Below are 20,919 nucleotides of genomic sequence, written 5' to 3'. Positions count from 1 at the left end.
ACTCAATTAATAATAGGTGGCAACGATAGGCTGGTACTTGATCAACAAGTAAAAACTCTCATAAAAAATTACTCTACATACACACTTACTTACTAAGACTATTTTATGGAAACGAAAGAATTGACTCACGAAGAAAAAATTCAGACAGACGGTGGTAACCTGATTCAATGGATTGCCAGCACAGTAGACACCATTTGTGACGTTATAGACAATGGTCAAAATGACGGATCTTTTCGCCCGTTCCAAGCATTTGAGTAACCATTAAAGTGCTATTATTGGGCAGATAACGTGAAGTAGCTCACCTCGCTGTGTTAAAGAAAGATTGGTAATTTTGGCTTGTAACTTTAAAAATTAGACAAATCGACTATGATTATCGATGATAAGCTTCAAGAATTAACAAGTTGCGAAAAAGAGCAAATAACGGGTGGATCGGATATTATCGACTGGGTTATCGATGCGGCAGAAAAACTGCTTAGAGATTTTATGAAACCCACCGTGTAAAATGTTAAAGTTGGGCGCTTTTAGTCACGTGAACTGATGAAAATGTCAGGAAGTTAACAAGTGAAACTATACACATTCCAATATAACACCTCTTGCTGGGTAAGTTTTACTAGATGGGGTTGATTCTTGTGATACAAATCCATTAAATGTTCAGATAAACTTAACGAGATAGGTGTTCGTGTAATAGCGATCTTGAAAAAAGTGATATCCTTGCTCCTCCCGAGTAAGCAATGAAAGAATACTATCAATTAATATTTATACTAATCAAACAAAAAAAACAATGGCTAAATTAAATCTAGACCAGGCAGAAGTATCATTATTGAACGAGCAGGAATTGGCTGGAACCGAAGGTGGAGGAACTCCATGGGGTGAATTAATCTCAAATATTGGAGAAGTTGCCGATACGCTTGCTGGTTTCATTGATGGACTGCTAGGTAAATAAAAATAACAAACTATAATTATACTAAACAAAATAACAATGAATAACTATAACGAAACAGAGGAATTGAAAGGCCTGGAAGCAAGTCAGGTGAACGGCGGGGATTATGATCAAGGTCACAACCTTGGAGCCGCTGTCCGTAATCTTATTACGGAAGTTGGAGATGCAGTAGGCGGGTTTTTCTCTGGTCTGGCAGGATATTAATTTATAAACCAATACATACGATTTATCATGCAAAATTTAACTGAAAAAGAAGCGCGTGAAGTTAACGGCGGTAGCGAAGCTACGTACAATGCCTTTCATGAAGCCGGTAAAGCTATACACGATGCTGTAGTAAGTGCCTGGAACGAAGTTGCAAGCTGGTTTTAAGTAACTGGTGATATATAATAGCTGCGTGCTGACAGGAATAGAGCCTTTCTATCTTGTTGGCACGCGGTTTTTTCTACAGCTTGCCTACCTCTGGTGGCGAGACCCTGCCAATTTATGTCAGCCTTGGTAAGCTGCCTGTCAATTGAAAAGCCAGCTACGGGCCTGGCTGTAGTTCAGTAGCGGTCATACTCCAATGATCACTTCGGCTAACGTCTGCCTGGTTGTCAATGGGCAAGATCGGCGGGCTTTATAAACTGACGTAGCCGCCGTTTTGACGTATAGCAGCTGTTAACTACAATTAATTAGCCTACGCTATTCCTCCCCGTTATAAAGTACAACCAGCTGTTATTGAGTACCGTGTTGCGCCGGTCGACCTTTGGCATAAGAAAATTTCCTTATTCCAAATGCTAGACCGATGCAACGACAACTCCACCCGCCTACCGTCATTGAGCACACGACGGAGGCTTACCTGCCCCAGGTAACCGTTCGGGGCCAGCTTATCTATTGCACTGTTGCGCTGGCTATTGTGGCCGCCCTGGTTTCGCTGCCCTTCATTCATACCGAGGTGTCGGTGCAGAGCAGCGGTATCGTCCGGACAGTAGCTGAACGCAACGAACTCCGCCCGCTCGTGGCCGGAACCGTTGCCGAAGTCCTGGTTCAAGACAACCAGCCCGTTCGCCAGGGTCAACCCATGATCCGGCTACAGACCGAAGTCCTGGACACGAAGCTCCGGCTCAACCGTTCCCAGCAAACGGAAAAACTCCTCAACATCCGTGACCTTGACCGACTCGTGCGGGTCGACCGCCAGCACCTGTTGGCTGTAGCAGGCCTGCAATCACCCCTGGTGCGGCAGCAATATGAGCAGTTCCGGTTTCTGCTCACCGAGAATACCCAGACCCAAACCAAGCGGAAGCGGGAAATGGACGTAACGCGCCAGCTTTACGAAGACAAGGTCCTGGCTCAACAGGAATTTGAAGACAAAGAATTCGCCTATAATACCGTTGTCGCCCAATACGCTTCGCAGATCGAACGGCAGGTGAGCGAGTGGCAATCGGCCCTGTCGCAGTATCAGCTTTCGCTCGATGAACTAAGGGCTCAGGAGCGCCAGCTTCACAATGAGCGTAATCTGCACACCATAAAAGCACCCGTAGCCGGTACGGTCAGTCAGCTGGGCGGGCGGTATCCGGGCAGTTATGTGCAGCCGGGTGAGGTACTCGGCGTCGTTTCGCCAGACTCAAACCTGCTGGTCGAGTGTTATGTATCGCCCAAAGATATTGGCCTGCTGCGGCCCGGCATGGTGGCCCGTATGCAGGTCGACGCCTTCGACTACAACCAGTGGGGGCTGGCCGAAGGTAAAGTCACCGAAGTATCCAACGACATTGTCATGATGGACAACGGCCCCTCGGCCCGGCAGCCGGTTTTCAAGGTCAAGTGCCGCCTGAACCAGCCGTTCCTGACACTCAGGGAAGGCTACCGGGGCAACCTGAAAAAGGGCATGACGCTCCGGGCGCGGTTCGTGGTTACCGAACGCAGCCTGTTCGATCTCCTCTACGACAACGCCGACGACTGGCTCAACCCGAAGAATACACCCGCACTGGCTCAAAAATAAGTTGCTACGCCACGTCTGACCGAGATATATCCATAGAAATCATGGCAAAAAATACATTAATCAAACAACACGATATAACCGACTGCGGGGCTGCCTGCCTGGCGTCGATAGCGGCACACTACAAGCTGATGATGCCCATTGCCCGCATTCGGCAAATGGCGTCGACCGATCAGAAAGGGACCAATGTGCTGGGTATGATCGAAGCCGCCCATCGGCTGGGTTTCCAGGCTAAAGGGGTTCGGGGCACGTTCGAGAGCCTGTCGAAGATACCGCGGCCAGCCATTGCCCACATCATCGTGAAGGAAGTTCTCCACCATTTTGTGGTCATCTACGACGTGACAGATACGCATATCGTTGTGATGGACCCAGGGCCGGGGAAGCTGGTGAAACATACGCACGAGGAGTTTAAAAAACTCTGGACGGGGGTGCTGATCCTGCTCTTACCCGATGAGCAGTTCGAAACGGGTAATGAAAAGGTATCGGCCATGCAGCGGTTCTGGCAGCTGGTTCGGCCGCACCGGAGCGTGATGGTGCAGGCCCTGTTCGGGGCGCTCATCTATACCGTGCTGGGTCTGTCGACATCGATCTACGTCCAGAAGATCGTGGACAATGTCATCGTGGAGGGCAACCGCAACCTGCTCAATATGCTCAGCATTGCCATGATCCTGATCCTGGTGATGCAGCTGTTCATTGGCAGTATGAAAAGCATGTTTGCGCTCAAGACCGGCCAGCAGATCGATGCCCGGCTGATCCTGGGGTATTACAAGCACCTCATGAAACTGCCGCAGCAGTTTTTCGATACCATGCGGGTCGGTGAAATTATTTCCCGCATCAACGACGCGGTCAAGATCCGGGCGTTTATCAACGATGCCGCAACAGGACTGGTTGTCAACGTGTTCATTGTCCTGTTCTCGTTTGGGATGATGTTTACCTACGACTGGAAACTGGCCATGATCATGCTGGCCGTGATTCCGTTTTATGCCGGTATCTACCTCATTGTCAATAAGCTGAACAAGAAGTACCAGCGGACGCTGATGGAAGATTCGGCCGAACTGGAATCGCAGCTGGTCGAGTCTCTCAACGCAATGGGTACCATCAAACGGTTTGGGCTGGAAGAGTTTGCCAACGTTAAGACCGAAACCCGGTTCGTAAAGCTGCTCAAGACCATATTTACCTCAGCCCGCTATTCGGTCTGGTCGGGCAACGCCACCGAGATCGTATCGCGGCTTTTCACGATCGTTCTGCTGTGGGTAGGGGCGGGGTTTGTGATCGACAACCAGATTACGCCCGGCGAGCTGCTGTCGTTCTACGCGCTGATTGGCTACTTTACGGGGCCGGCCAGCCAGTTGATCGGCGCTAACCGAACGGTGCAGGATGCGCTGATTGCCGCCGACCGGCTGTTCGAGATCATGGACCTGGAGCGCGAATCGACCGAGAACAAGATCGAACTACAATCTGATATGATTGGCGATATCCGGTTCAATGAGGTGTCGTTCCGCTACGGCACCCGCACACAGGTGTTCGATAACCTGAGCCTGATCGTGCCGTGCGGGAAAATTACGGCTGTCGTCGGGGAGAGCGGTTCGGGTAAATCGACCATGCTGTCGCTGCTGCAAAACCTGTATCCGCTCCAGAATGGCAGTATTCATATTGGCGACTACGACATCAAGCACGTCAGCAACGACAGCATCCGGCGCCGGGTGAGCGTGGTGCCCCAGAAAATCGACCTCTTCGCCGGCAATGTCATCGATAACGTGGCCGTTGGCGAATACCAGCCCAACATGCAGCGGATCGTGGCCATCTGCACCCGGCTCGGCATCACCGATTTCATCGAAAAGCTGCCCAACGGCTTTCACACGTACCTCGGCGAAAACGGAGCCAGTCTGTCGGGTGGCCAGAAACAGCGTATCGCCATTGCGCGGGCCCTGTACCAGAACCCCGATGTGTTGATCCTGGACGAAGCGACCTCTTCGCTCGATTCTATTTCGGAACGCTGCGTGCAGGAAACCATCCAGCACCTGCGCGAGCACGGAAAAACGGTGATCCTGATTGCACACCGGCTCAGTACGGTCATGCACGCCGATAAAATCGTGGTGATCGAGCAGGGTAAACTGATCGAAGAAGGATCGCATTTTGAGTTGCTGGCGAAAGAAAACGCCTACTATAAACTCTGGGCGTCGCAGATGCCGCTATCGGTCAGCACGACCACACTGGCCCCCATGGAACTGTATCAGATCAGCGCAAACGGCGATCAGTCAGCTACGTCTTCAGAAACCCCCCTGGCCGCATGAAACACTTTATCGCTACCCTGTTTGTGCTCAGCCTGATCGGTCAGGCCGGCGCGCAACCCATCCACACCGACCTGCCTGCGCCGGAAGCCATCCCGGCCCGCCCCCTGTCGACAACCCTGACGCTGGAACAGTGCATCGAACTGGCGCTCCAGAACCAGCCATCGGTACGGCAGTCAGAATTACAGCAGCAAATCGCCGACAACACTGTTGAGCAGACGCGCAAAAGTCAGTTGCCGGTGGTATCGGGCCTGTCAAACCAGGGCATTAACTTCGGGCGTAACGTCGACCCCTACACCAATGGCATTACCAATGCCCAGATCGCTACCAACAGTGCCGGGCTGGGGCTGAACTGGACCGTCTTCAATGGCTTTCAGTTGAAGAACACGCTCATACAGCAGGGCCTGGCAGCCAAAGCGGGCCTGTATGATGTGGCGGCCACCAAAAACGCAGTGTCGCTCAACACGCTGCTGGCCTACTTACAGGTCTTGTCGGCACAGGACCTGCTGTCGGCCAGCGATGTGCAGGTGGAGGTGTCGCGCCGGCAGGTCGAGCGAACGGAGAAGCTCGTCAAGTCCGGGACAACGGCCCCCTTCAACCTGTATGATGCCAAGAGCCAGCTGGCCAACGACGAAATGCAGCGCGTTCAGGCCCGAACCAATCTGAATACGGCTAACCTGACGTTGCTACAGGTGCTGAACCTGCCTTCTACGACGCCCTTGCAGGTTACGCGGCTCGAATCGGGCGGGGTGGCCAACGGTGACCTGCCTGGTCCCGGCACTACGGATGCGTATCAACTTTATACGAAGGCCCGGACGTTCATGCCGGAAGTGCTAGCTGCCGACCTGCGAACGAAAGCCGCCCAGAAAGGGCTGGATCTGGCGAAAGGGTTAGGCTATCCCGTTGTGTCGCTCAATGCTAACTGGGGCACGTCCTATTCCAGCGCGGCCCGCCGGAGCGTGTATGGCACTGAGATGGTAGAGCAAACGACAACCGGATTCGTAGACGTAGCCGGACAGGCCTATCCGGTGAAAGTGATGACGCCTACATCCGGTACGGAGCGAATCGGGTATTTCGGGCAGTTGGGTAATAACCAGTACAAGAGTGTTGGCGTCAGCGTTCGCATTCCCATCGTCAATGGACTACAGGTGCGCTACCGGACAACCAGCGCCCGCCTGCAGCAGCAGCTGGCCGAGTCGCAGGCAGAAGGCGTCCGGCGGGGGCTTCGCCAGGCCATTGACCAGGCTGTAAACCAATGGCAAAACGCCTATGAGCGATACGCAGCCCTGGCGCAGCAGGTGACCGTGCTGGAGCAATCCTACCGAGCCGCCGAAGCCCGCTATACCGCCGGCTTGCTCAACGCCGTCGATTATAACCTCTCGAAAAGTAATCTCGACCGGGCTGCCGTAAACCTCATCCAGGCGCGCTATGAAACCCTGCTGCGCGCTAAAGTAGCCGAATTCTACCGGGACGGGACACTGCTGTAGAAGCCCCGTCGATACCGCTCCCGAATAAACTATAACGTAATCGACTGAACTACAACAGCCTGTTATAGCTTCCCGCTGCCCGCAGCCCGACCTTTGATTCGATAATTAAATCATATATCAAATTCTACTAGTAGCCATGAAAAATCGTATCAGCAGCAAAATCAACGCCCTGCAAGGTGCAGCCACCAGCCAGGAAGATTTCATGAAAAAATTAGCGCAGATCGACGAGAAGGGTCAGCTCACCGAAGAAGCTCAGATCGCTGTCAACGGCGGGGCATCTTTGACGGGCGGCCTGGTCAAATCACCCCTTATCGATGTGCCGTTGCTGGGCCTGTGGGTACCTACCTTCCCCGATACGTTCGATCAGGCATCGTAAGCCAGGCGCTCAGCTATACCATTACCCATCAACCTTACCTTGTCAAGTCATGGCTTCTCTTCTCTGCCCCAGTTCTGTTGCCAAGCCCGGAGCCGCCCTGTTCGGCGTTCAGGATGCATCGGGTCACGTCGAATACCTCGATGAGCCTATCGTAGTCGACCAAACGTTTGTCGATACCGCCCGGCAGGGGCGCGTACCGGAAGAACGGTTTCGGTTTGCCAGCAACTGCGCCAAAACGGGCTGCGGCCACTGGGATTCGGGTCATGCCGGGTGTAGTCTGGTTGGCAAAATTGTAGAGGCCATGAATCAGAAAGCTGATGCCACGCTGGTAGCCTGCCCCATCCGCAATCAATGCCGGTGGTATCATCAGGAAGGGGCTTTGGCCTGTGCCAATTGCGATGAAGTCGTGCGGAACGTACGGGTAAAAGCTCTGGCCGAAGCGTAACCGGCAGGCAGGGTGCAACAACAGTCGGGGCTGTCTGGTATTCTTATACTGGACAGCCCCGACTGTTGTTGCACCCTGCTGACTACTATTTATTTTTAACGTGACTAATGAATAGATTCCTAATCAAGCATTTGAAAATCAATTTGTTGTTTTTGTCATGGCTCCGGCCACCCGGCCCGACGATAGGAGGGATCTTCGGTAAGTTGGAGCACTTCGTCTTGTCCAAAGATCCCTCCTATCGTCGGGCCGGGTGGCCGGAGCCATGACAAAAACGTGCATAGTTTACGTTTAAATCAGCCATAGCTTCACGTTATTTTAACGTGAAGCTATGGCTGATTTAAACGTAAATGATGATATTGAGTAATGATTGTTGATCAGGAGAAAGACGTAGCCATTCGGCAGTATTCGTTACAGGAAAGCAGCAGCCTCGGTAGCTCTGTGTTCGAGATCACGAAAGCGGGGGGCAACCTCAGAAAGCTTCGGTCCAACGTCTTCGTGCCGCACCGGAAAGACTACTATTTTCTGTGTCTGGTCAAAGCCGGAAACAGCCACCACTGGGTCGATTTTATTCCCTATACCACGCAGCCCAACCGGTTATACTTCACGTCGCCCCAGCAAGTGCAGGTAAAAGAAGAGACCGAGCCGATGGATGTTATCATACTCTCGTTTACCGAAGAGTACCTTCAGCTGGATGAAAACCACTCGCTCCGGCAATTACCCATCATTCAGAATCCCGAAAATAGCCATGAACTGAAGCTGCTGCCCGACCATGTGCTGTTTATCGAGGATCTGCTCGGTAAGATGCTGGTGGAGTTCAACGCCGGGCAGACCTGGCGAACGGGCATGCTACATGCCTACATGAGCGTGCTGCTGATCTACTTGAGCCGCCTGTATACCGAGCAATACCAGGCCGACACCACCTCGCCCGATCGGACATTACTCAACCGGTTCAGAACCTATATCGATAGCCGCTACCATACGCTGCACCAGGTAGCCGACTACGCCGATCTGCTGAACCTGACGCCGGGCCACCTCAACGACCGGATCAAGCAGCAGAGTGGCAAAACAGCTATCGAGCATATTCACGAACGGCTGGTACTGGAAGCGAAACGGCGGTTGTTACACACTAATCTGTCGGCCAAGGAGATTGCCTGGCAGCTGGGGTTTGAGGATGCCGCCTATTTTCACCGGTTCTTCAAACGTCTGGCGGGTAATACTCCTGCCAACTTCCGGACCACGATCCGCGAAATGTACCATTGAAACCGACATACGGCCAGCCGCCGCGCAGCATGAGCCCCGTAGCTTTGTGATCAAAATAAACACGAAGCCATCTTTAAAATCAGCTCATCACTGTATGAAAACTGTTTTGATTACCGGTGCTAACAAAGGCATCGGACTGGAAGCTGCTGCCGAACTAGCGCGTTTGGGGTACTTTATTTACCTGGGTTGCCGGAACCTGACGCTCGGTCAGCAGGCCCTGGATGGATTGCATCAGCAAGGATTGACGAACACCACCCTGCTCGAAATCGACGTAACCCAGCCGGAGTCGATCAGGAAAGCGGTCGAACAAGTGGCTGCCAATGGTCCATCGCTGGATGTGCTGATCAATAATGCGGGGATTCCGGGGGCGTTTCCCCAGGATGCGTCGTCAATACCCATCGACACGATCCGGTACGTTTTTGAGACAAATTTCTTCGGTGTAATTCAGGTCACGCAGGCCTTTATGCCCTTGCTGCGGCAGTCAGACGCACCGCGCATTGTAAACGTAAGCAGCGGTCTTGGCTCGTTGACCTATCTTCAGGATACGACGAATGAGTACTATTATTTAAGTCCAGCCGCTTATACCCCGTCGAAAACGGTTTTGAATGCCTATACGCTGATGCTGGCGAAGGAACTTCAGCATACGCCCTTTAAGGTCAATGTTGTTGATCCGGGGTATACGGCAACGGATTTCAACAACAACCAGGGCGTAAAGCCGGTTGATCAGGCCGGCCGGTTTGTGGCTACGTTCGCTACGCTGGATGCCGATGGGCCAACCGGACGTTTCTTCGGTGAAGAAGGAGAGATTCCCTGGTGATCGGTGGCGGTACCAACGGTTTCGGCCCCTATCCACAACAAGCTTGTTATAGGTAGGGGCCGAAACCGTTGGTATGCAGGCAAAAACACATCAGAAGCCTTCCTTCTCTTCTTCTTTGTCTTTCTTTTTAGGTACTTTCTTTTCCTCCTTCACCACTTTAGCATCCGTTGGGGTAGCGGTGGTTGCGGCTACGCCGGTCGTCTTCCCTGGCTTCTTACTAGCCTTGGCTTTGGCACCCGGTTTTTTGGCAGGCTCCTCTACTTTGGGCGCGTCGGTTGCTGCGGTTGCTGCGGTTTCGTCGTCAACGTCGTCGCTGGCCGGGGTGACAGCAACCGGTGCTGCCGCGTCCGCTGGCCTGGCTTTGGGTTTCGGTGCCGTTCGGGCTTTCGTCTTGTACTGATCCAGGTACCGATCTACGAACAGCGATTTCTCGTCGGCGGTGGCGGCAACGACTTCGACCGTAGCTTTTGCGTTGTTCTTCGATCCTGCCGATAGCCGGTCGTTGATTTCCTGTTCCGACGTGATAACGGCTAGCTGTCCCATCGATCCGGGGCCATTACCCGGCTTGTAGTCGTAAAAAGCCCATACGTCCGGTGACGATTCGAGGTAAATGCTGGCTTCGTCGCCGTTCCCTGTTTTCCGGATTTCGATGAATCCATCCATCTGGGCGTTCACGTCCGTAGCTGCCATGTTCGATACGCCCAACCGGCCGGTGCTGTAAAACGAATTATACTTGCTCGACCAGCGCAGATTGGCATTGGCAATAACGAGCATGGCGTTCAGTTTGGGCGATGCCTGGTTGAGCGGTACATGCTGGTTCTGAGCCTTGAGCCGGTAGGCATCTACGGCAGCCTGACCAATCAGGGGCGTGAGCTTGTCCGACAGCCGGTTCAAGTCGTCCTCGGCGGCTTCGTCGTTTTTCTCTTCCTGATTCGTTGCCACCATCTTTCCTGCAATGGCCGTGTTGATCGGCTCCGGCACCGGGAAGGTGAACGCCAGCAGCGTATTGAGCCGGAAAGTCGTACTGTCGATGTTGACCCGCGCCGATCCAGCCGACAGCAGGAACTCGTTCGGGCCGGCCGACAGGAGGTTCATCTTGCCCTTGAACGTCATCAGCCCCTTCATGTCGTTGAAGGTAAACGCATTTTCGACCTCGTCCGACTCCACACTGTCGGGTTTGGCGGTCGCTTCGCCGGTGGGCAGATCACTCGCTTTCGATACGATGCGGTAGACATTGTCTTTCTCATCATAGCTCATGATGCCCGTTGCCGAGAACAGGTCGTCGTCGCGGGAATCTTCTTTCGGCGACAGGAAGGTAGGATACAAACCACCCCCGCCCCCGCGCGTATGAATACCGGCCACTAACGCCTGCCCGCCTTCATTTTTCAGGTTTTTATCGACCTTGATTTCGAGCCGTTCGGCTACTTTCTCTTTGAAGGGAATCCAGCCGCCAACGAGGTCCTGGCGTTTTTTGAGCGCCGGTTTGATAAAGCCATCCAGCGCCAGGTCCTGTTCCGGGGCCTGCATGGTGATGGTTCCTTTATACACCATTTTAGGGGCCAGCTGGAGATTGTCATCTTCGTCGACTTCAGCGCGGGCAACGGTAAAATAGGTCGTCAGCGCCGGGCTGCTGTTTCCGCCCGACCCGCGGCCCGCCCGGCGCGGCTTCCTGGTGTCGGCGGTCAGGGTCGTTGCGGCTACGGTTGGTGCTTCTTTCAGTTCGAAGCTTCCCATTTTGATATTGGCCGTATCGCCCTTCATGGTTGCAAACTGGTAGGAGGCATCACCGGCAAACCGGGTTCGGGAAATCACCTGAATATTGCCGTTGCGAAGCCGGTGAAACAGGCTGACGGTATCGAGTTCGAGCCGGGCGTTTTTAAAGGCCAGCATCTCACCGTTCCGCTTGATGGTAACGACGCCTTTATCCGGGAAAATACGGGCGTCGGCCGAAGTCAGGTAGGGCACCCCGCCAATATTGAGCATCATCTTGTCCACATCATACAGCGCCGATGAGCCATTGAATGTCAATCCTTCCTGTTCTTCGGCCGTGGCCGTAAACGTCGAGGTTTTGACATCGCCCTTCATGGCGATGGTCTTTGCGTTGATGTTCCACTGCGCCCGGTTGATACTGGTTTTGTAGGCCGCAAACGGAAATTCCATGCTGCTCTGAAGGGTGTCATCTATCGCCTGGGCAGTGTTGTTAATGGCCAGACCAACGATGCCTTTCGTCTGGTTGAAGTCTACGTCGATGTCGTTGCCCAGAAAGATGGGACGGGCCGCTTCTTTATCCGACACGATCTTGAACTGGGCCTGATTGGCCAGATAACCATCTTTGTTAAACTTGATGCGTTTCGAGATGGCTTCAGAATCTTTCCGGTGCAGGGTGCCGTTCCCGAACAAACCCGACGACCGCATCACCAAACTACCGTCGAGGTTGGTGGTAGCGTTGTAGAAATTGAAATTGTTCTTCTGGGTCGTAATGACCATGCTGTCAGCTTTGGGCCACCATTTCAGGCTGTAGTTGTTTAGCTGGACTTGCGGGAAATAAGCGGACGCGCCCCCGGGCTTCCCGACCAGACCTTCCTTTATTTCGCCCGTTGGGCCCGACGCCAGCAGCGAGTCGGTCATGAACAGAATACCCTGGGTGTTGAGGCTGGCGGTGAGGTGGTTCAGCACCCCTTCGGCCCGCAGGCCGCTCTTGTCCATCGTGATCTCGCTGGTGAGTTTCACCGTCGACGCGGGACCACCGCCTTTCTTGCCATAAACGGGATAGCCAGCCGCCGGGGCTTTGTGTACGAACCCGAGCGTGTTGTCGGGCATGGTTTTGAGTTCGGCCTTGAAGGGCGGGAAGATACCGTCGGAGTAGAACGTACCCACAAAGGAGATATCGCCTTTTCCCAGACTGTCGTTGTCGATGGCCGGGATTTTGAAGTACACCTTTTCGTTGTAGGTCGTATTGCCCCGTACCGGCTGGTTGAAATAAACCGTCATCCCTTCCGGCATCACCAGTCGCTGCGTCGTTTTCTTGCCTTTGATCTGCCCCGATTTATTGTCGGCCGCGCCGATATAGACCGTTCCGGGATTCTCATACTTGATATCGCCCCCAATTTCGCCCTCCTTGCCCTGAGCCGCCAGTTTGGGCGACGAGAACGTGATGGAATCGATCTTGTTGAGGTTCATCGCGAACTTGTCGTAATCGAATTTCATATCCCGGCCGGCGTAGCGCAGCGTACCCGCTTTCATCTGGCCGTTGATCGTGAACGCCCGCCCCTTACCGACCCGCATCGTTTTGTCGGATGGTATCCCGAACACCTTCAGCGAATCGGACAGGGTGAACTGGTTGACCCCCCGTATGGTCAGGATGTTATCGTCCAGGTTGATGGTGGCGTTTTTCGTACTGTCATTGGAGGCAAACAGCGACTGAACTTCGAAGTTGTCGTAATCGCCTTTGTGGGCGTAGGCCAGCACATACAGTACGCCCTTGCGGCTAAGCCGCATGACACCCGTACTGGGGTCGCGGGTGAGGTAGCCTTCGATCACCATCCGGTTCAGCGCACCCCGTAGCGCCACCGGGCTAACCTTCACCGACTGGGTAATTTCATCGTCGGTAAATGCCTGCTGCTTTTTGGTCGAGACGAAGTTGGCTACGATCTGTAAGGGATGGAAACCGTAATCGACAGTCAGGTCGGCGTAACGCTGCGGCTGAAAATAGTCGAACGACTCGAACCGGACGGGCACTTCGCGCTTGGCCCCAACCTGGTAGAAGTCGACTTTCCGGCGGGGCAGGTCCCAGCGCGTCACTTCGGGAATAATGAAAAACTTGTGGTACGAATCGGCGTAGGGGACGCGGGCATATTCGGTGCGTTCGATCCGGTTGAGCCAGGCAATGCGCTGCGCTTTGTCAAACCGGAACTGTACCGCCGGGTGCGTTACGGAGTCGGTATCGACATAGCCGACAAACGCGGCCGACTGCGCCGTGATAAGCGAATCGCGGAACTCGAATTTGCGGCTGCTGGCTTTGAGAGCTGGCTTGCCCTTCTGGCGAACCGTTACCTGCGCCAGTTGCCCGCTGGCCGAAGCGCCCACCATCTGCGCACCCGACAGGGCCAGTCCGCCCTGGTAGTCGATGTCGGTGCCGAGACCGGGAATTTTCACGTCGCTCTGCCACGACATAAAGCGCGGGTAGGTTACGGGCCCGCCTTTTTTCTTGCTGACATATTCAAAAACACCCTTGATCGGTTTCGACGGCGGGTAGGTCAGCGTTACGTCGTCGGCTGCCAGACGCGGGCTTTCTGTGGCCAGGGCGTAGTCGCTGAGGGTTACGAAAATATCGGGCCGACCGACGGATTCCCAGGTGAATTTCCCGCCTTTGCCAACGAACTGACCAGTGCTGAGCATCAGATCGCCACCGGTACCGGCCAGCACCGACGAATCGCCGTTGGCGACTATGGCCAGTGAGGTACCGCTGAGGGTAATAACGGCGCCGGACACCGACGGGATAGGGCGTCGCTGGGGTACAAACTGCGCGCCCAGCGTACGGGTCTGGCCCGAATCGGCGGCAATGGGATCATCCCACCCATCGAATCGGGACCGTTCGGCAGCTGCTTTGGCGGCCGTTGCGGAGTCGACGGGTGCTTGTGTGCCTGTTGCAGTGGTTGGCTGTGCGCCATCGAGGTAGCGGAACTGAAACGTGCCGCCGAGCGCGTAGAGCTTGTTATAGTTGCTGACGTAGAGTTCGCGCCGTTCCAGAAACCGCCGGATCGTTTCCACACTTCGGCTAAAAGCGCGGGTGTCGCTCGTCTCGAACAGCTTTTCGGTAACCGTCAGCAATCCGTCGATGTCGGCCGGGGTAAGGGCAGGCTGCTGGGCGGTCAGCGCCAGGTACAGCGCATTGTAGAGCGGGGCGAACTGCGCTACGGGCTGCCACCGTTTCTGGTTCATTTTACGGCTCAGCGCCATAACACGCTCCTGCTGCTGGGCCGAGAGTCGATTCTCCGACCAGAGCGTTTGCAGGTTCGTGCCAGCCCGCACGGCGACCGGTCCACCCGTCGCCATCAGTTTCTGCACGTCGGCCATGAACTGATCCGGCTTATCGGATATCCGAACAGCTTGACTACGCCCCACCAGCGGGGTCATTAACAGAAGTAGGTAGAAGAAGCGTTTCATCAGTTCGAACCGACGGGGCGGTTCCAATTTATTTGTCGAATACTAAAGAAGTCCACTGATTACGGATCAATGTATTACTTGTCGTCAACCCCGTGTCAATGGCTTTCTGAGCAATATCCGGTGCATCGGCTTCGTAGAAACCGCTAACCAGCAAATGGCCCTGAGTCGTCAACAGGGAGGTATACAATGGAATTTCGGCCAGCAGCACGTTTCGGTTTATGTTGGCCAGGATAATATCGTATCGGTTAGTAGGATCGACATCGTCAATCGTTCCCTGGAACACAGTGATCTGCGGACAGTCGTTGAGTTCGGCATTTTCGCGGGCATTCGCTACCGCCCACTCTTCTATGTCGAACGCCACGACTGCCTGCGCCCCCATTTTGGCCGCCAGCACCGCTAAAATTCCCGTTCCGGAGCCTACGTCCAATACGGTCTTTTCGGCAAAATCCAGACCTAACTGGTGTTCCAGCATCATGGCCGTTGTTTCGTGGTGACCGGTTCCGAACGACATCTTCGGGTTAATGACGATATCATAACGAAACCGGGCGTCTACTGGATGGAAAGACGCCCGGACCCGGACCTGGTCAGCCACTTCAATCGGCTCATACTCTTTCTCCCACTCAGCGTTCCAGTTCTTCTTTTCTAACGAATTGACTTCGTAGGCTATTGCCGTTTGGTCAGCGTATTTGGCAATCAATTCCTGTAGGGCCGGCTCATCGAAATCCGGCTCCACGATATACGCGTTCAGGCCTTCGTCGGTCTCCACAAACGACTCGAAACCGAGTTCGCCCAGTTCGGCCGTAAGGATGTCAGTAAAGTCGGGCGAAACCGTTAGTTGCAGTTCTGTGTAGTTCATACCTCAAAGTAACGAAAAAAGGGCAAGCCGGTCGGCTTACCCTTTTTTCGGTGACGGAGATCGTAGTGCGGCCCGGCCGGTCAGAGGGTGCCGGCTTTCATTTTATCCAGCGATTTCTGCAGTGAAGACACCATGGGTGATTTACGTTCCTCTTCTATCCGGACGGCTTTTTGCTGCCACTCCAGTGCTTCCGGCTTTCGACCCAGCCGGTAGAGGAGGTGGGCGTAGGTGTCCATGGACGCACCGTCTTCCCGGTATTCCAGCGAACGCTTCGACCACTCAAGGGCTTTCTTCAGGTAGACCGTATCCCGGGTCATGTTATAAAACTCCCAGGCCGCATTATTGAGCGCGCCCACATACCGCTGGGTATTCGGGTTGAGCATGAACGACGTGCTGCTTTGTCCCGGCTTCATCGGTGTGCCCGACATAGGCATGGTACCCCGCATCCGGCGCTGGTTGTCGAGGTTGTCCAGGTTTTGGATCGAGTCGACCTTCGCTGTCATGAACTGCGTATCGAAATAGCGGGAAGCCATCGTGAGGTATTGCAGCGTATCCTCCGTACCCCGGTAATACCGCATTATGACCCAGTCTCGGGCGGCCACTCCATTTTTGTAATCGTTCTGGTAGGTTTGCTGCCGGAATCTTGCTGTTCTGAACGCCAGCTCCCTGTTTTTCTCCTTGATAGCTTTTTTGAGGGAGTTATTGGTGATGCGGTTGTTAAGTTCAACGGCCTTGTTCCAGCCAACCGCTTTGTAAAGACTGTCGACGCGGGGGTAATCGCGACGGAAAATGGAATCGGCTTTGCTGCCCACTACGGGTGCCTGCTCAAAAATAAAGCGTAACAAGCCCGCCGATCGCAGCGAGTCGGCGGGGAGTTGCTGAACATAGGTATCGAGCAGATCGGTTGTGGATAAGCCTGCTTCGCGCCGTCGTTCGATGTAGGTCCGTAACAGACCCGATGAGCGGTCTCCCCCGGCGTAGGCATCGGCCAGCGCCTTCATGGGCCGCTCCCGGTTTTTGGTCATCGCTTCTTCTGCTTTCTCCAGATACGCCCGGTCCAGACTGGTCGTGCCGCAAAAGCGGGTCAGTGGATTCTCGTCGGTATCCAGGTAGACGGACGAGGGAATACACTCCGCTTCAACTTTTTCGGCCAGTTCTTTACCAATACCCATTGATCCGTCGATACGGAAGCTGATAAAATTTAACATGAATTTTTCCTTGATGATCGGGCTGTTGAAAGCTACCGACGCCACCTCGGAGCAGGTGCCACACGTGGGCTGGTCGAAATGAAGAAACAACAGTTTCTTCTGCTTCCTGGCTTTTTTTACGGCATCGGCCCAGCTACTCGTCTCAAACACAATGCCTTGTGCCAGCGATATAGTCGAGTTAGACCAAAGAGATAGGGAGATAAATAGTAGAAAGGCGTTTTTCATCCGTGAGTGTATGCATTTGTGATGGCTCCAAAATAAAGTCCTGTGTCCAGAAACGCTATAACGTAGCCAAAAGCGGGCAGGTAAATTTAGTAAAGGGTACTTGGCATCGACACTACGGCTGACAACCTAACAATAGGGTAACAAGCAGATCAATCATTTTTTATTCCCGCCACTTCCAACCTTTTGCCTCGCTCGTTACCCTTTGTTGGGAAGCAACTGCAAACCCCATGCTCCGCTTGGCAACACCGCCCGATATATCCGACCATGATTCGACCGAGGGCGACCCGGTGGAACGAGACCTCGTCAGGGGGTGTCTATCGGCGGATCTGCCCGACCGGCGATCGGCCCAGCGAGCCTTGTATGAACGCTACAAACGGGCGATGTTTTCAACCGCTTACCGGATCACCAGTGACTATGACCACGCGAACGATGTCTTGCAGGATGCTTTTGTCGAGGTATTCCGGCACCTGGGTCAGTTTGCGTTTCGATCCACGCTGGGTAGCTGGATCAAAACGATCGTGGTGCGGCAGGCCATTCGCAAGCAGCAGCAGGAAGGGCGTTTTCTGACCCTCGATGAAACCATCCACGATCAGCCTGCTCCGTTTCGCGACACACTGACGGGAGCTGAACTCGATGCCGCCATCCGAACCCTGCCCGATGGTGCCCGAACGATCTTTCTGCTGGCTGAGGTAGAAGGGTATGCCCATAAAGAGATTGCCGCCATGCTCGGAATTTCGGAGGGTACGTCGAAATCGCAGACGAGCTACGCCAAAAAACTGCTTCGGCAGCGTCTATCATGAAGGACTTCCACAAGCAACTGCCCGAGTACGATCCACATCCTGACCTCTGGGCACGGATCGAAGCCGATCTCGACAGCGACGAGATTCTGAGCCGGGCAATAACCGAACTACCCCAGTACGAGCCCAAAGCCGGTCTGTGGGACCGTACCGCGGACTTCAGTCCGTCTGTAATTGATACCAATCGGACTGAAGTCCGTGGTCCGATCGTACGTCCACTGTGGGCGGGGCTGGCAGCGGCCGCAGTGGTGATCCTAATTGGCGTATGGCTATGCTGGCAGCCGAGTACGGTGGGTAGCGAACGTATCGAGTATGCGGTAGAAACGGGTGGCGACTGGCCAGCGGCTTCGTCAACGACCGGCAACCGCACCGATGCCGGAAAGCAGGCCGAGGAGTTCATCCGCCGGCAGTGTGCCGAGCAGACACTGGCGTGCCAGCGTCCCGAGGTCCATGAACTCCGCAACCAGCTAACCGAACTGGTCAGCGAACAGCAACGCCTGGAAAACGAACGGCAAACGTTTGGCGATGACCCCGCGCTGGTACGGGCTCAGGCGAAAGTCGAGAACCAGCGGGCCGAAGTGACCAAAGAACTTATTACCCTCCTGCGCTCATGAACACGGCTCTTTTCAACGCAGAGCGACCACCGGGAAACGGGAAGAAACGGGCATTCGTCTGTCAGTTAACATTGTTTATCCTGTCGTTTGTCCCCAGCCTCTATGCGCAGACACCCGTGCAGGTCGTGACGAAGGTTATAGAGAAGGAGTTTCCGTATGTCGACGGGCAGCGTATCCGGCTGAACGCGCAGAAGGCCGATGTAACACTAAAGGGCTGGAACCGCCCTACGGTTTCGGTCCGGCTTCGGCTGGTTGCGAAACATCCTGACCGGGCCGTAGCGGAACGCGAAGTGAGCTACCACCACTATACACTACAGCCAGCGGGCAACGACCTGGAGCTATCGAACCACTTTGTCATTCCGCAACGGGCAGGCAAACTACAGGCTCAATTGAAGGCTGTCTACGATGTTAACCTGCCTGCAAAGGCCCTCGTTCAGCTCACGAACTCGTTTGGCGACGTTCGGCTGAGTGACCTCTCGGGCGACGTAACGCTCCGGTTCGAATTCGGACGATTGACGTTGGACGATATGGGGGGCAAGCTGACCATCACGTCTGACTATGGCGACATCGACGGGCGAAACGTCAACGCGGTCCTGATTTGCAAAGCGGAGAAAGCAGACATCAGCCTGCGCGACCTTGGTGGGTCGAGCCGTATCATGAGCCGCTACGGTAAACTAACGGTCGTGCCGAACGCGGCTACGCTGGATGCGCTACACATTGAAGCCGCCCGTACCGAGATTCTGCTGGCTCCCCGGCGGCTGACCGATTTTGGGTACGATGTCATTGCCACCTTTGCCGACATCCGCGTGCCCGAATCGGTCGTGGGCGAACGGGGCCGCTACGGTAGTAAGCAAACCTTTACGTACCAGCCGCCCGGTGCCCGAAAGCCCGAAATCCAGATTCAGACCAGTTACAGCCCGGTTGTCATCCAGGGCGAAAAGCCACTTGTAGATCGCTAAACCTACTTAACTAAACCAACCTTCCGCATGCGTTACCTCTATACTTCTGTCATATTGCTGCTTACCATAGTAGCACAAGCCCAATCCGACTCGGTCCGGACGGAGTACCAAACCGAAGATGCGTCGATCTCGAAAAGCGAAGTCAAGCGATTTATCCGGTATATCACCCGGGCCAATGTAGAAGAAAAGACATTGATCAAAGTGGGCATCTGGCCGGGAATGGATCGTGGTACCGATGGCCAATTAGAGATACTGAAGAACCGGGTAGGCATTAACGCTGAAGTGGCTGTTGAACAAAAAATAAGTCCTTCATTCTCCTTTTTGGCTGGCCTGAACAGCTATTGGCGCTACACCGACTACCGCCTTCCAACCGGTAACCTTCCCATTGGTATAAATCCCTTTAATGTACGTACGGTAGTAAGCTCAAACGTCCTTGATGTAGAGTGGAAAGCAGGTTTTCGTTATTATCATGGTATGGCAAACCGGATAAAAAAGGGAACGTCAGCGAATAATTTTAGTGGAAATTACATTGGTTTTACTACTTCACAGGCCTTGAGTCAATATAGACAGGAGCAACTTTTTAATTGGGTAAATGGGGAAGTCGTTGATCGGAAAAGAAACTCTAAGTTATTGGGCAATAGTCTGTTTCGCGTCGGAATGCAATACGGGGTGCAACGCCGGATAGGGCGGTTAGGCTACATTGATATCAACGCCGGGCCTGAGTTGTTCTACGGAATGAATTTAAGGTATCAGCTATCGCTACAGTTGAATGCCATGATCGGCCTAGGCTGGTAGGCTCACCGACTTTCCAACCCCTTACGCTTATGAAGTCGCTACTATTAATCGCCCTGTTCGGTACGGGCTTATGCGTTCAGGCGCAGCAGCCCGATTCCGCGAAGACGGAAACTTCTCAGGAACTGGATAGCCTGCAACCTGCGCCAACAAAGCGGTTTGTGAAAGCCTACCGGCAATTTATCAGGGCGCAGGTAGAGGAGAAAACCCTGTTCAAGCTTGGTGCTGTGCCTGAGCTAGGCTATGCGGGCTATGTTGGTCCGGCCTACGGCCTGCAAACAGAGCTGGGTGTTGAACATAAACTTATTCCGGCGCTATCGGTACTGGCTTTCCTTCGAACTCGTTACGGGCATGTGGGAAACCAGTTTGATGAGGTGACCCTGCGGGGTACGCTGGCCGGGCGCTGGTACTACGCGCAGAACCGACGTAGGCGAACCGGTAAAAGCGCCAATAATTTCTCCAATCAATACCTGACGCTCCAGGCCAGCCCGTACTTGCTGGGTCGTAAAAGGATGAAGCAAACCGGGGAGGTTCAGTCGCTTGACGCTGATAATTGGGTAGGTATTGGTTTTGGCGTCCAGCGCCGATTGGGCCGCTTTGGGTATATCGACTGGACCGTTGGGCCTGCTTATGCCATTAATCGTCCCAATCGCTTCGCTATATCGGCCTCAATCTACATTGGTCTGGGTTTGTAATCACTTTTCTTACCTT

The 20,919-nt window shown here is 54.1% G+C and carries 20 protein-coding genes; 17 read left to right on the top strand and 3 right to left on the bottom strand.

What is annotated here, in order from left to right:
- Window positions 1-105 precede the first annotated feature (105 nt).
- The 12 genes from FH603_RS08505 (at window position 106) to FH603_RS08455 (ending at window position 9,591) form a co-directional block, all read left to right on the top strand.
- Complete coding sequence (locus tag FH603_RS08505) at window positions 106-258, top strand: hypothetical protein (protein ID WP_186737040.1); 153 nt, start codon at window positions 106-108, stop codon at window positions 256-258.
- A gap of 108 nt (window positions 259-366) precedes the next feature.
- Entirely contained in the window at window positions 367-501 is a 135-nt protein-coding gene (locus tag FH603_RS28925) for a hypothetical protein (protein WP_262891303.1), read from the top strand.
- Window positions 502-781: 280 nt separating this feature from the next.
- Window positions 782-943, top strand: a complete 162-nt coding sequence (locus FH603_RS08500) for a hypothetical protein (RefSeq protein ID WP_186737039.1) — start codon at window positions 782-784, stop codon at window positions 941-943.
- 36 nt (window positions 944-979) lie between these two features.
- Complete coding sequence (locus tag FH603_RS08495) at window positions 980-1,144, top strand: hypothetical protein (protein WP_186737038.1); 165 nt, start codon at window positions 980-982, stop codon at window positions 1,142-1,144.
- A gap of 27 nt (window positions 1,145-1,171) precedes the next feature.
- On the top strand, window positions 1,172-1,309 hold the full coding sequence (locus FH603_RS08490; RefSeq protein WP_186737037.1) for a hypothetical protein: 138 nt from the start codon (window positions 1,172-1,174) through the stop codon (window positions 1,307-1,309).
- Between the two features lie 415 nt (window positions 1,310-1,724).
- On the top strand, window positions 1,725-2,918 hold the full coding sequence (locus FH603_RS08485; protein ID WP_186737036.1) for an HlyD family secretion protein: 1,194 nt from the start codon (window positions 1,725-1,727) through the stop codon (window positions 2,916-2,918).
- 41 nt (window positions 2,919-2,959) lie between these two features.
- Window positions 2,960-5,209, top strand: a complete 2,250-nt coding sequence (locus tag FH603_RS08480; protein ID WP_186737035.1) for a peptidase domain-containing ABC transporter — start codon at window positions 2,960-2,962, stop codon at window positions 5,207-5,209.
- Window positions 5,206-6,693 (top strand): TolC family protein, encoded by a 1,488-nt coding sequence (locus tag FH603_RS08475; RefSeq protein ID WP_186737034.1) that lies wholly within the window; start codon window positions 5,206-5,208, stop codon window positions 6,691-6,693. Before FH603_RS08480 ends, FH603_RS08475 begins: the two co-directional genes overlap by 4 nt.
- Window positions 6,694-6,829: 136 nt before the next feature.
- Window positions 6,830-7,069 carry a hypothetical protein gene (locus FH603_RS08470; RefSeq protein WP_186737033.1) on the top strand — a complete coding sequence of 80 codons (240 nt, stop codon included), beginning with the start codon at window positions 6,830-6,832 and terminating at the stop codon, window positions 7,067-7,069.
- A 49-nt stretch (window positions 7,070-7,118) separates the two neighbouring features.
- Complete coding sequence (locus FH603_RS08465; RefSeq protein ID WP_186737032.1) at window positions 7,119-7,514, top strand: nitrogen fixation protein; 396 nt, start codon at window positions 7,119-7,121, stop codon at window positions 7,512-7,514.
- A 363-nt stretch (window positions 7,515-7,877) separates the two neighbouring features.
- A complete protein-coding gene (locus FH603_RS08460) occupies window positions 7,878-8,774 on the top strand; it encodes a helix-turn-helix domain-containing protein (protein WP_208493002.1) in 897 nt (298 codons plus the stop codon).
- 94 nt (window positions 8,775-8,868) lie between these two features.
- On the top strand, window positions 8,869-9,591 hold the full coding sequence (locus tag FH603_RS08455) for an SDR family oxidoreductase (protein WP_186737031.1): 723 nt from the start codon (window positions 8,869-8,871) through the stop codon (window positions 9,589-9,591).
- Between the two features lie 90 nt (window positions 9,592-9,681).
- On the opposite strand, the gene FH603_RS08450 is transcribed toward FH603_RS08455, so the two are convergent.
- The 3 genes from FH603_RS08450 to FH603_RS08440 form a co-directional block, all read right to left on the bottom strand.
- Window positions 9,682-14,757 (bottom strand): hypothetical protein, encoded by a 5,076-nt coding sequence (locus tag FH603_RS08450; protein WP_186737030.1) that lies wholly within the window; start codon window positions 14,755-14,757, stop codon window positions 9,682-9,684.
- A gap of 28 nt (window positions 14,758-14,785) precedes the next feature.
- Complete coding sequence (gene prmA, locus FH603_RS08445) at window positions 14,786-15,613, bottom strand: 50S ribosomal protein L11 methyltransferase (protein WP_186737029.1); 828 nt, start codon at window positions 15,611-15,613, stop codon at window positions 14,786-14,788.
- Window positions 15,614-15,693: 80 nt separating this feature from the next.
- Window positions 15,694-17,046, bottom strand: a complete 1,353-nt coding sequence (locus tag FH603_RS08440; protein WP_186737028.1) for a thioredoxin family protein — start codon at window positions 17,044-17,046, stop codon at window positions 15,694-15,696.
- Between the two features lie 227 nt (window positions 17,047-17,273).
- On the opposite strand from FH603_RS08440, the gene FH603_RS08435 reads away from it, so the two are divergent.
- From FH603_RS08435 to FH603_RS08415, 5 genes are read left to right on the top strand one after another with little or no spacing between them, the layout of a single operon-like run.
- Entirely contained in the window at window positions 17,274-17,846 is a 573-nt protein-coding gene (locus tag FH603_RS08435; protein ID WP_186737027.1) for an RNA polymerase sigma factor, read from the top strand.
- Window positions 17,843-18,457 (top strand): hypothetical protein, encoded by a 615-nt coding sequence (locus FH603_RS08430; protein ID WP_186737026.1) that lies wholly within the window; start codon window positions 17,843-17,845, stop codon window positions 18,455-18,457. The genes FH603_RS08435 and FH603_RS08430 overlap by 4 nt, the downstream gene beginning before the upstream one ends.
- Complete coding sequence (locus FH603_RS08425; RefSeq protein WP_186737025.1) at window positions 18,454-19,416, top strand: DUF4097 family beta strand repeat-containing protein; 963 nt, start codon at window positions 18,454-18,456, stop codon at window positions 19,414-19,416. The genes FH603_RS08430 and FH603_RS08425 overlap by 4 nt, the downstream gene beginning before the upstream one ends.
- 27 nt (window positions 19,417-19,443) lie before the next feature.
- Window positions 19,444-20,211, top strand: coding sequence for a hypothetical protein (locus tag FH603_RS08420; protein ID WP_186737024.1), 768 nt, complete (start codon window positions 19,444-19,446; stop codon window positions 20,209-20,211).
- Window positions 20,212-20,240: 29 nt separating this feature from the next.
- Window positions 20,241-20,903 (top strand): hypothetical protein, encoded by a 663-nt coding sequence (locus FH603_RS08415; protein WP_186737023.1) that lies wholly within the window; start codon window positions 20,241-20,243, stop codon window positions 20,901-20,903.
- The last annotated feature ends 16 nt before the right edge of the window (window positions 20,904-20,919 follow it).

Source organism: Spirosoma utsteinense (genome assembly GCF_014282275.1).
GTDB lineage: Bacteria > Bacteroidota > Bacteroidia > Cytophagales > Spirosomataceae > Spirosoma > Spirosoma utsteinense.
Note: the sequence above shows the minus strand (reverse complement) of the source record. Positions and strands in the feature narration are given on the sequence as shown.

Bases quoted from the DNA above. Each gene is read 5' to 3' on its own strand.
- FH603_RS08485 (WP_186737036.1), top strand. From the start codon at position 1,725: ATGCAACGACAACTCCACCCGCCTACCGTCATTGAGCACACGACGGAG.
- FH603_RS08455 (WP_186737031.1), top strand. From the start codon at position 8,869: ATGAAAACTGTTTTGATTACCGGTGCTAACAAAGGCATCGGACTGGAA.
- FH603_RS08440 (WP_186737028.1), bottom strand. From the start codon at position 17,046: ATGAAAAACGCCTTTCTACTATTTATCTCCCTATCTCTTTGGTCTAAC.
- FH603_RS08490 (WP_186737037.1), top strand. From the start codon at position 1,172: ATGCAAAATTTAACTGAAAAAGAAGCGCGTGAAGTTAACGGCGGTAGC.
- FH603_RS08500 (WP_186737039.1), top strand. From the start codon at position 782: ATGGCTAAATTAAATCTAGACCAGGCAGAAGTATCATTATTGAACGAG.
- prmA (WP_186737029.1), bottom strand. From the start codon at position 15,613: ATGAACTACACAGAACTGCAACTAACGGTTTCGCCCGACTTTACTGAC.
- FH603_RS08415 (WP_186737023.1), top strand. From the start codon at position 20,241: ATGAAGTCGCTACTATTAATCGCCCTGTTCGGTACGGGCTTATGCGTT.
- FH603_RS08420 (WP_186737024.1), top strand. From the start codon at position 19,444: ATGCGTTACCTCTATACTTCTGTCATATTGCTGCTTACCATAGTAGCA.
- FH603_RS08465 (WP_186737032.1), top strand. From the start codon at position 7,119: ATGGCTTCTCTTCTCTGCCCCAGTTCTGTTGCCAAGCCCGGAGCCGCC.
- FH603_RS08460 (WP_208493002.1), top strand. From the start codon at position 7,878: ATGATTGTTGATCAGGAGAAAGACGTAGCCATTCGGCAGTATTCGTTA.
- FH603_RS08475 (WP_186737034.1), top strand. From the start codon at position 5,206: ATGAAACACTTTATCGCTACCCTGTTTGTGCTCAGCCTGATCGGTCAG.
- FH603_RS08435 (WP_186737027.1), top strand. From the start codon at position 17,274: ATGCTCCGCTTGGCAACACCGCCCGATATATCCGACCATGATTCGACC.
- FH603_RS08430 (WP_186737026.1), top strand. From the start codon at position 17,843: ATGAAGGACTTCCACAAGCAACTGCCCGAGTACGATCCACATCCTGAC.
- FH603_RS08495 (WP_186737038.1), top strand. From the start codon at position 980: ATGAATAACTATAACGAAACAGAGGAATTGAAAGGCCTGGAAGCAAGT.
- FH603_RS08470 (WP_186737033.1), top strand. From the start codon at position 6,830: ATGAAAAATCGTATCAGCAGCAAAATCAACGCCCTGCAAGGTGCAGCC.
- FH603_RS08425 (WP_186737025.1), top strand. From the start codon at position 18,454: ATGAACACGGCTCTTTTCAACGCAGAGCGACCACCGGGAAACGGGAAG.
- FH603_RS28925 (WP_262891303.1), top strand. From the start codon at position 367: ATGATTATCGATGATAAGCTTCAAGAATTAACAAGTTGCGAAAAAGAG.
- FH603_RS08480 (WP_186737035.1), top strand. From the start codon at position 2,960: ATGGCAAAAAATACATTAATCAAACAACACGATATAACCGACTGCGGG.
- FH603_RS08450 (WP_186737030.1), bottom strand. From the start codon at position 14,757: ATGAAACGCTTCTTCTACCTACTTCTGTTAATGACCCCGCTGGTGGGG.
- FH603_RS08505 (WP_186737040.1), top strand. From the start codon at position 106: ATGGAAACGAAAGAATTGACTCACGAAGAAAAAATTCAGACAGACGGT.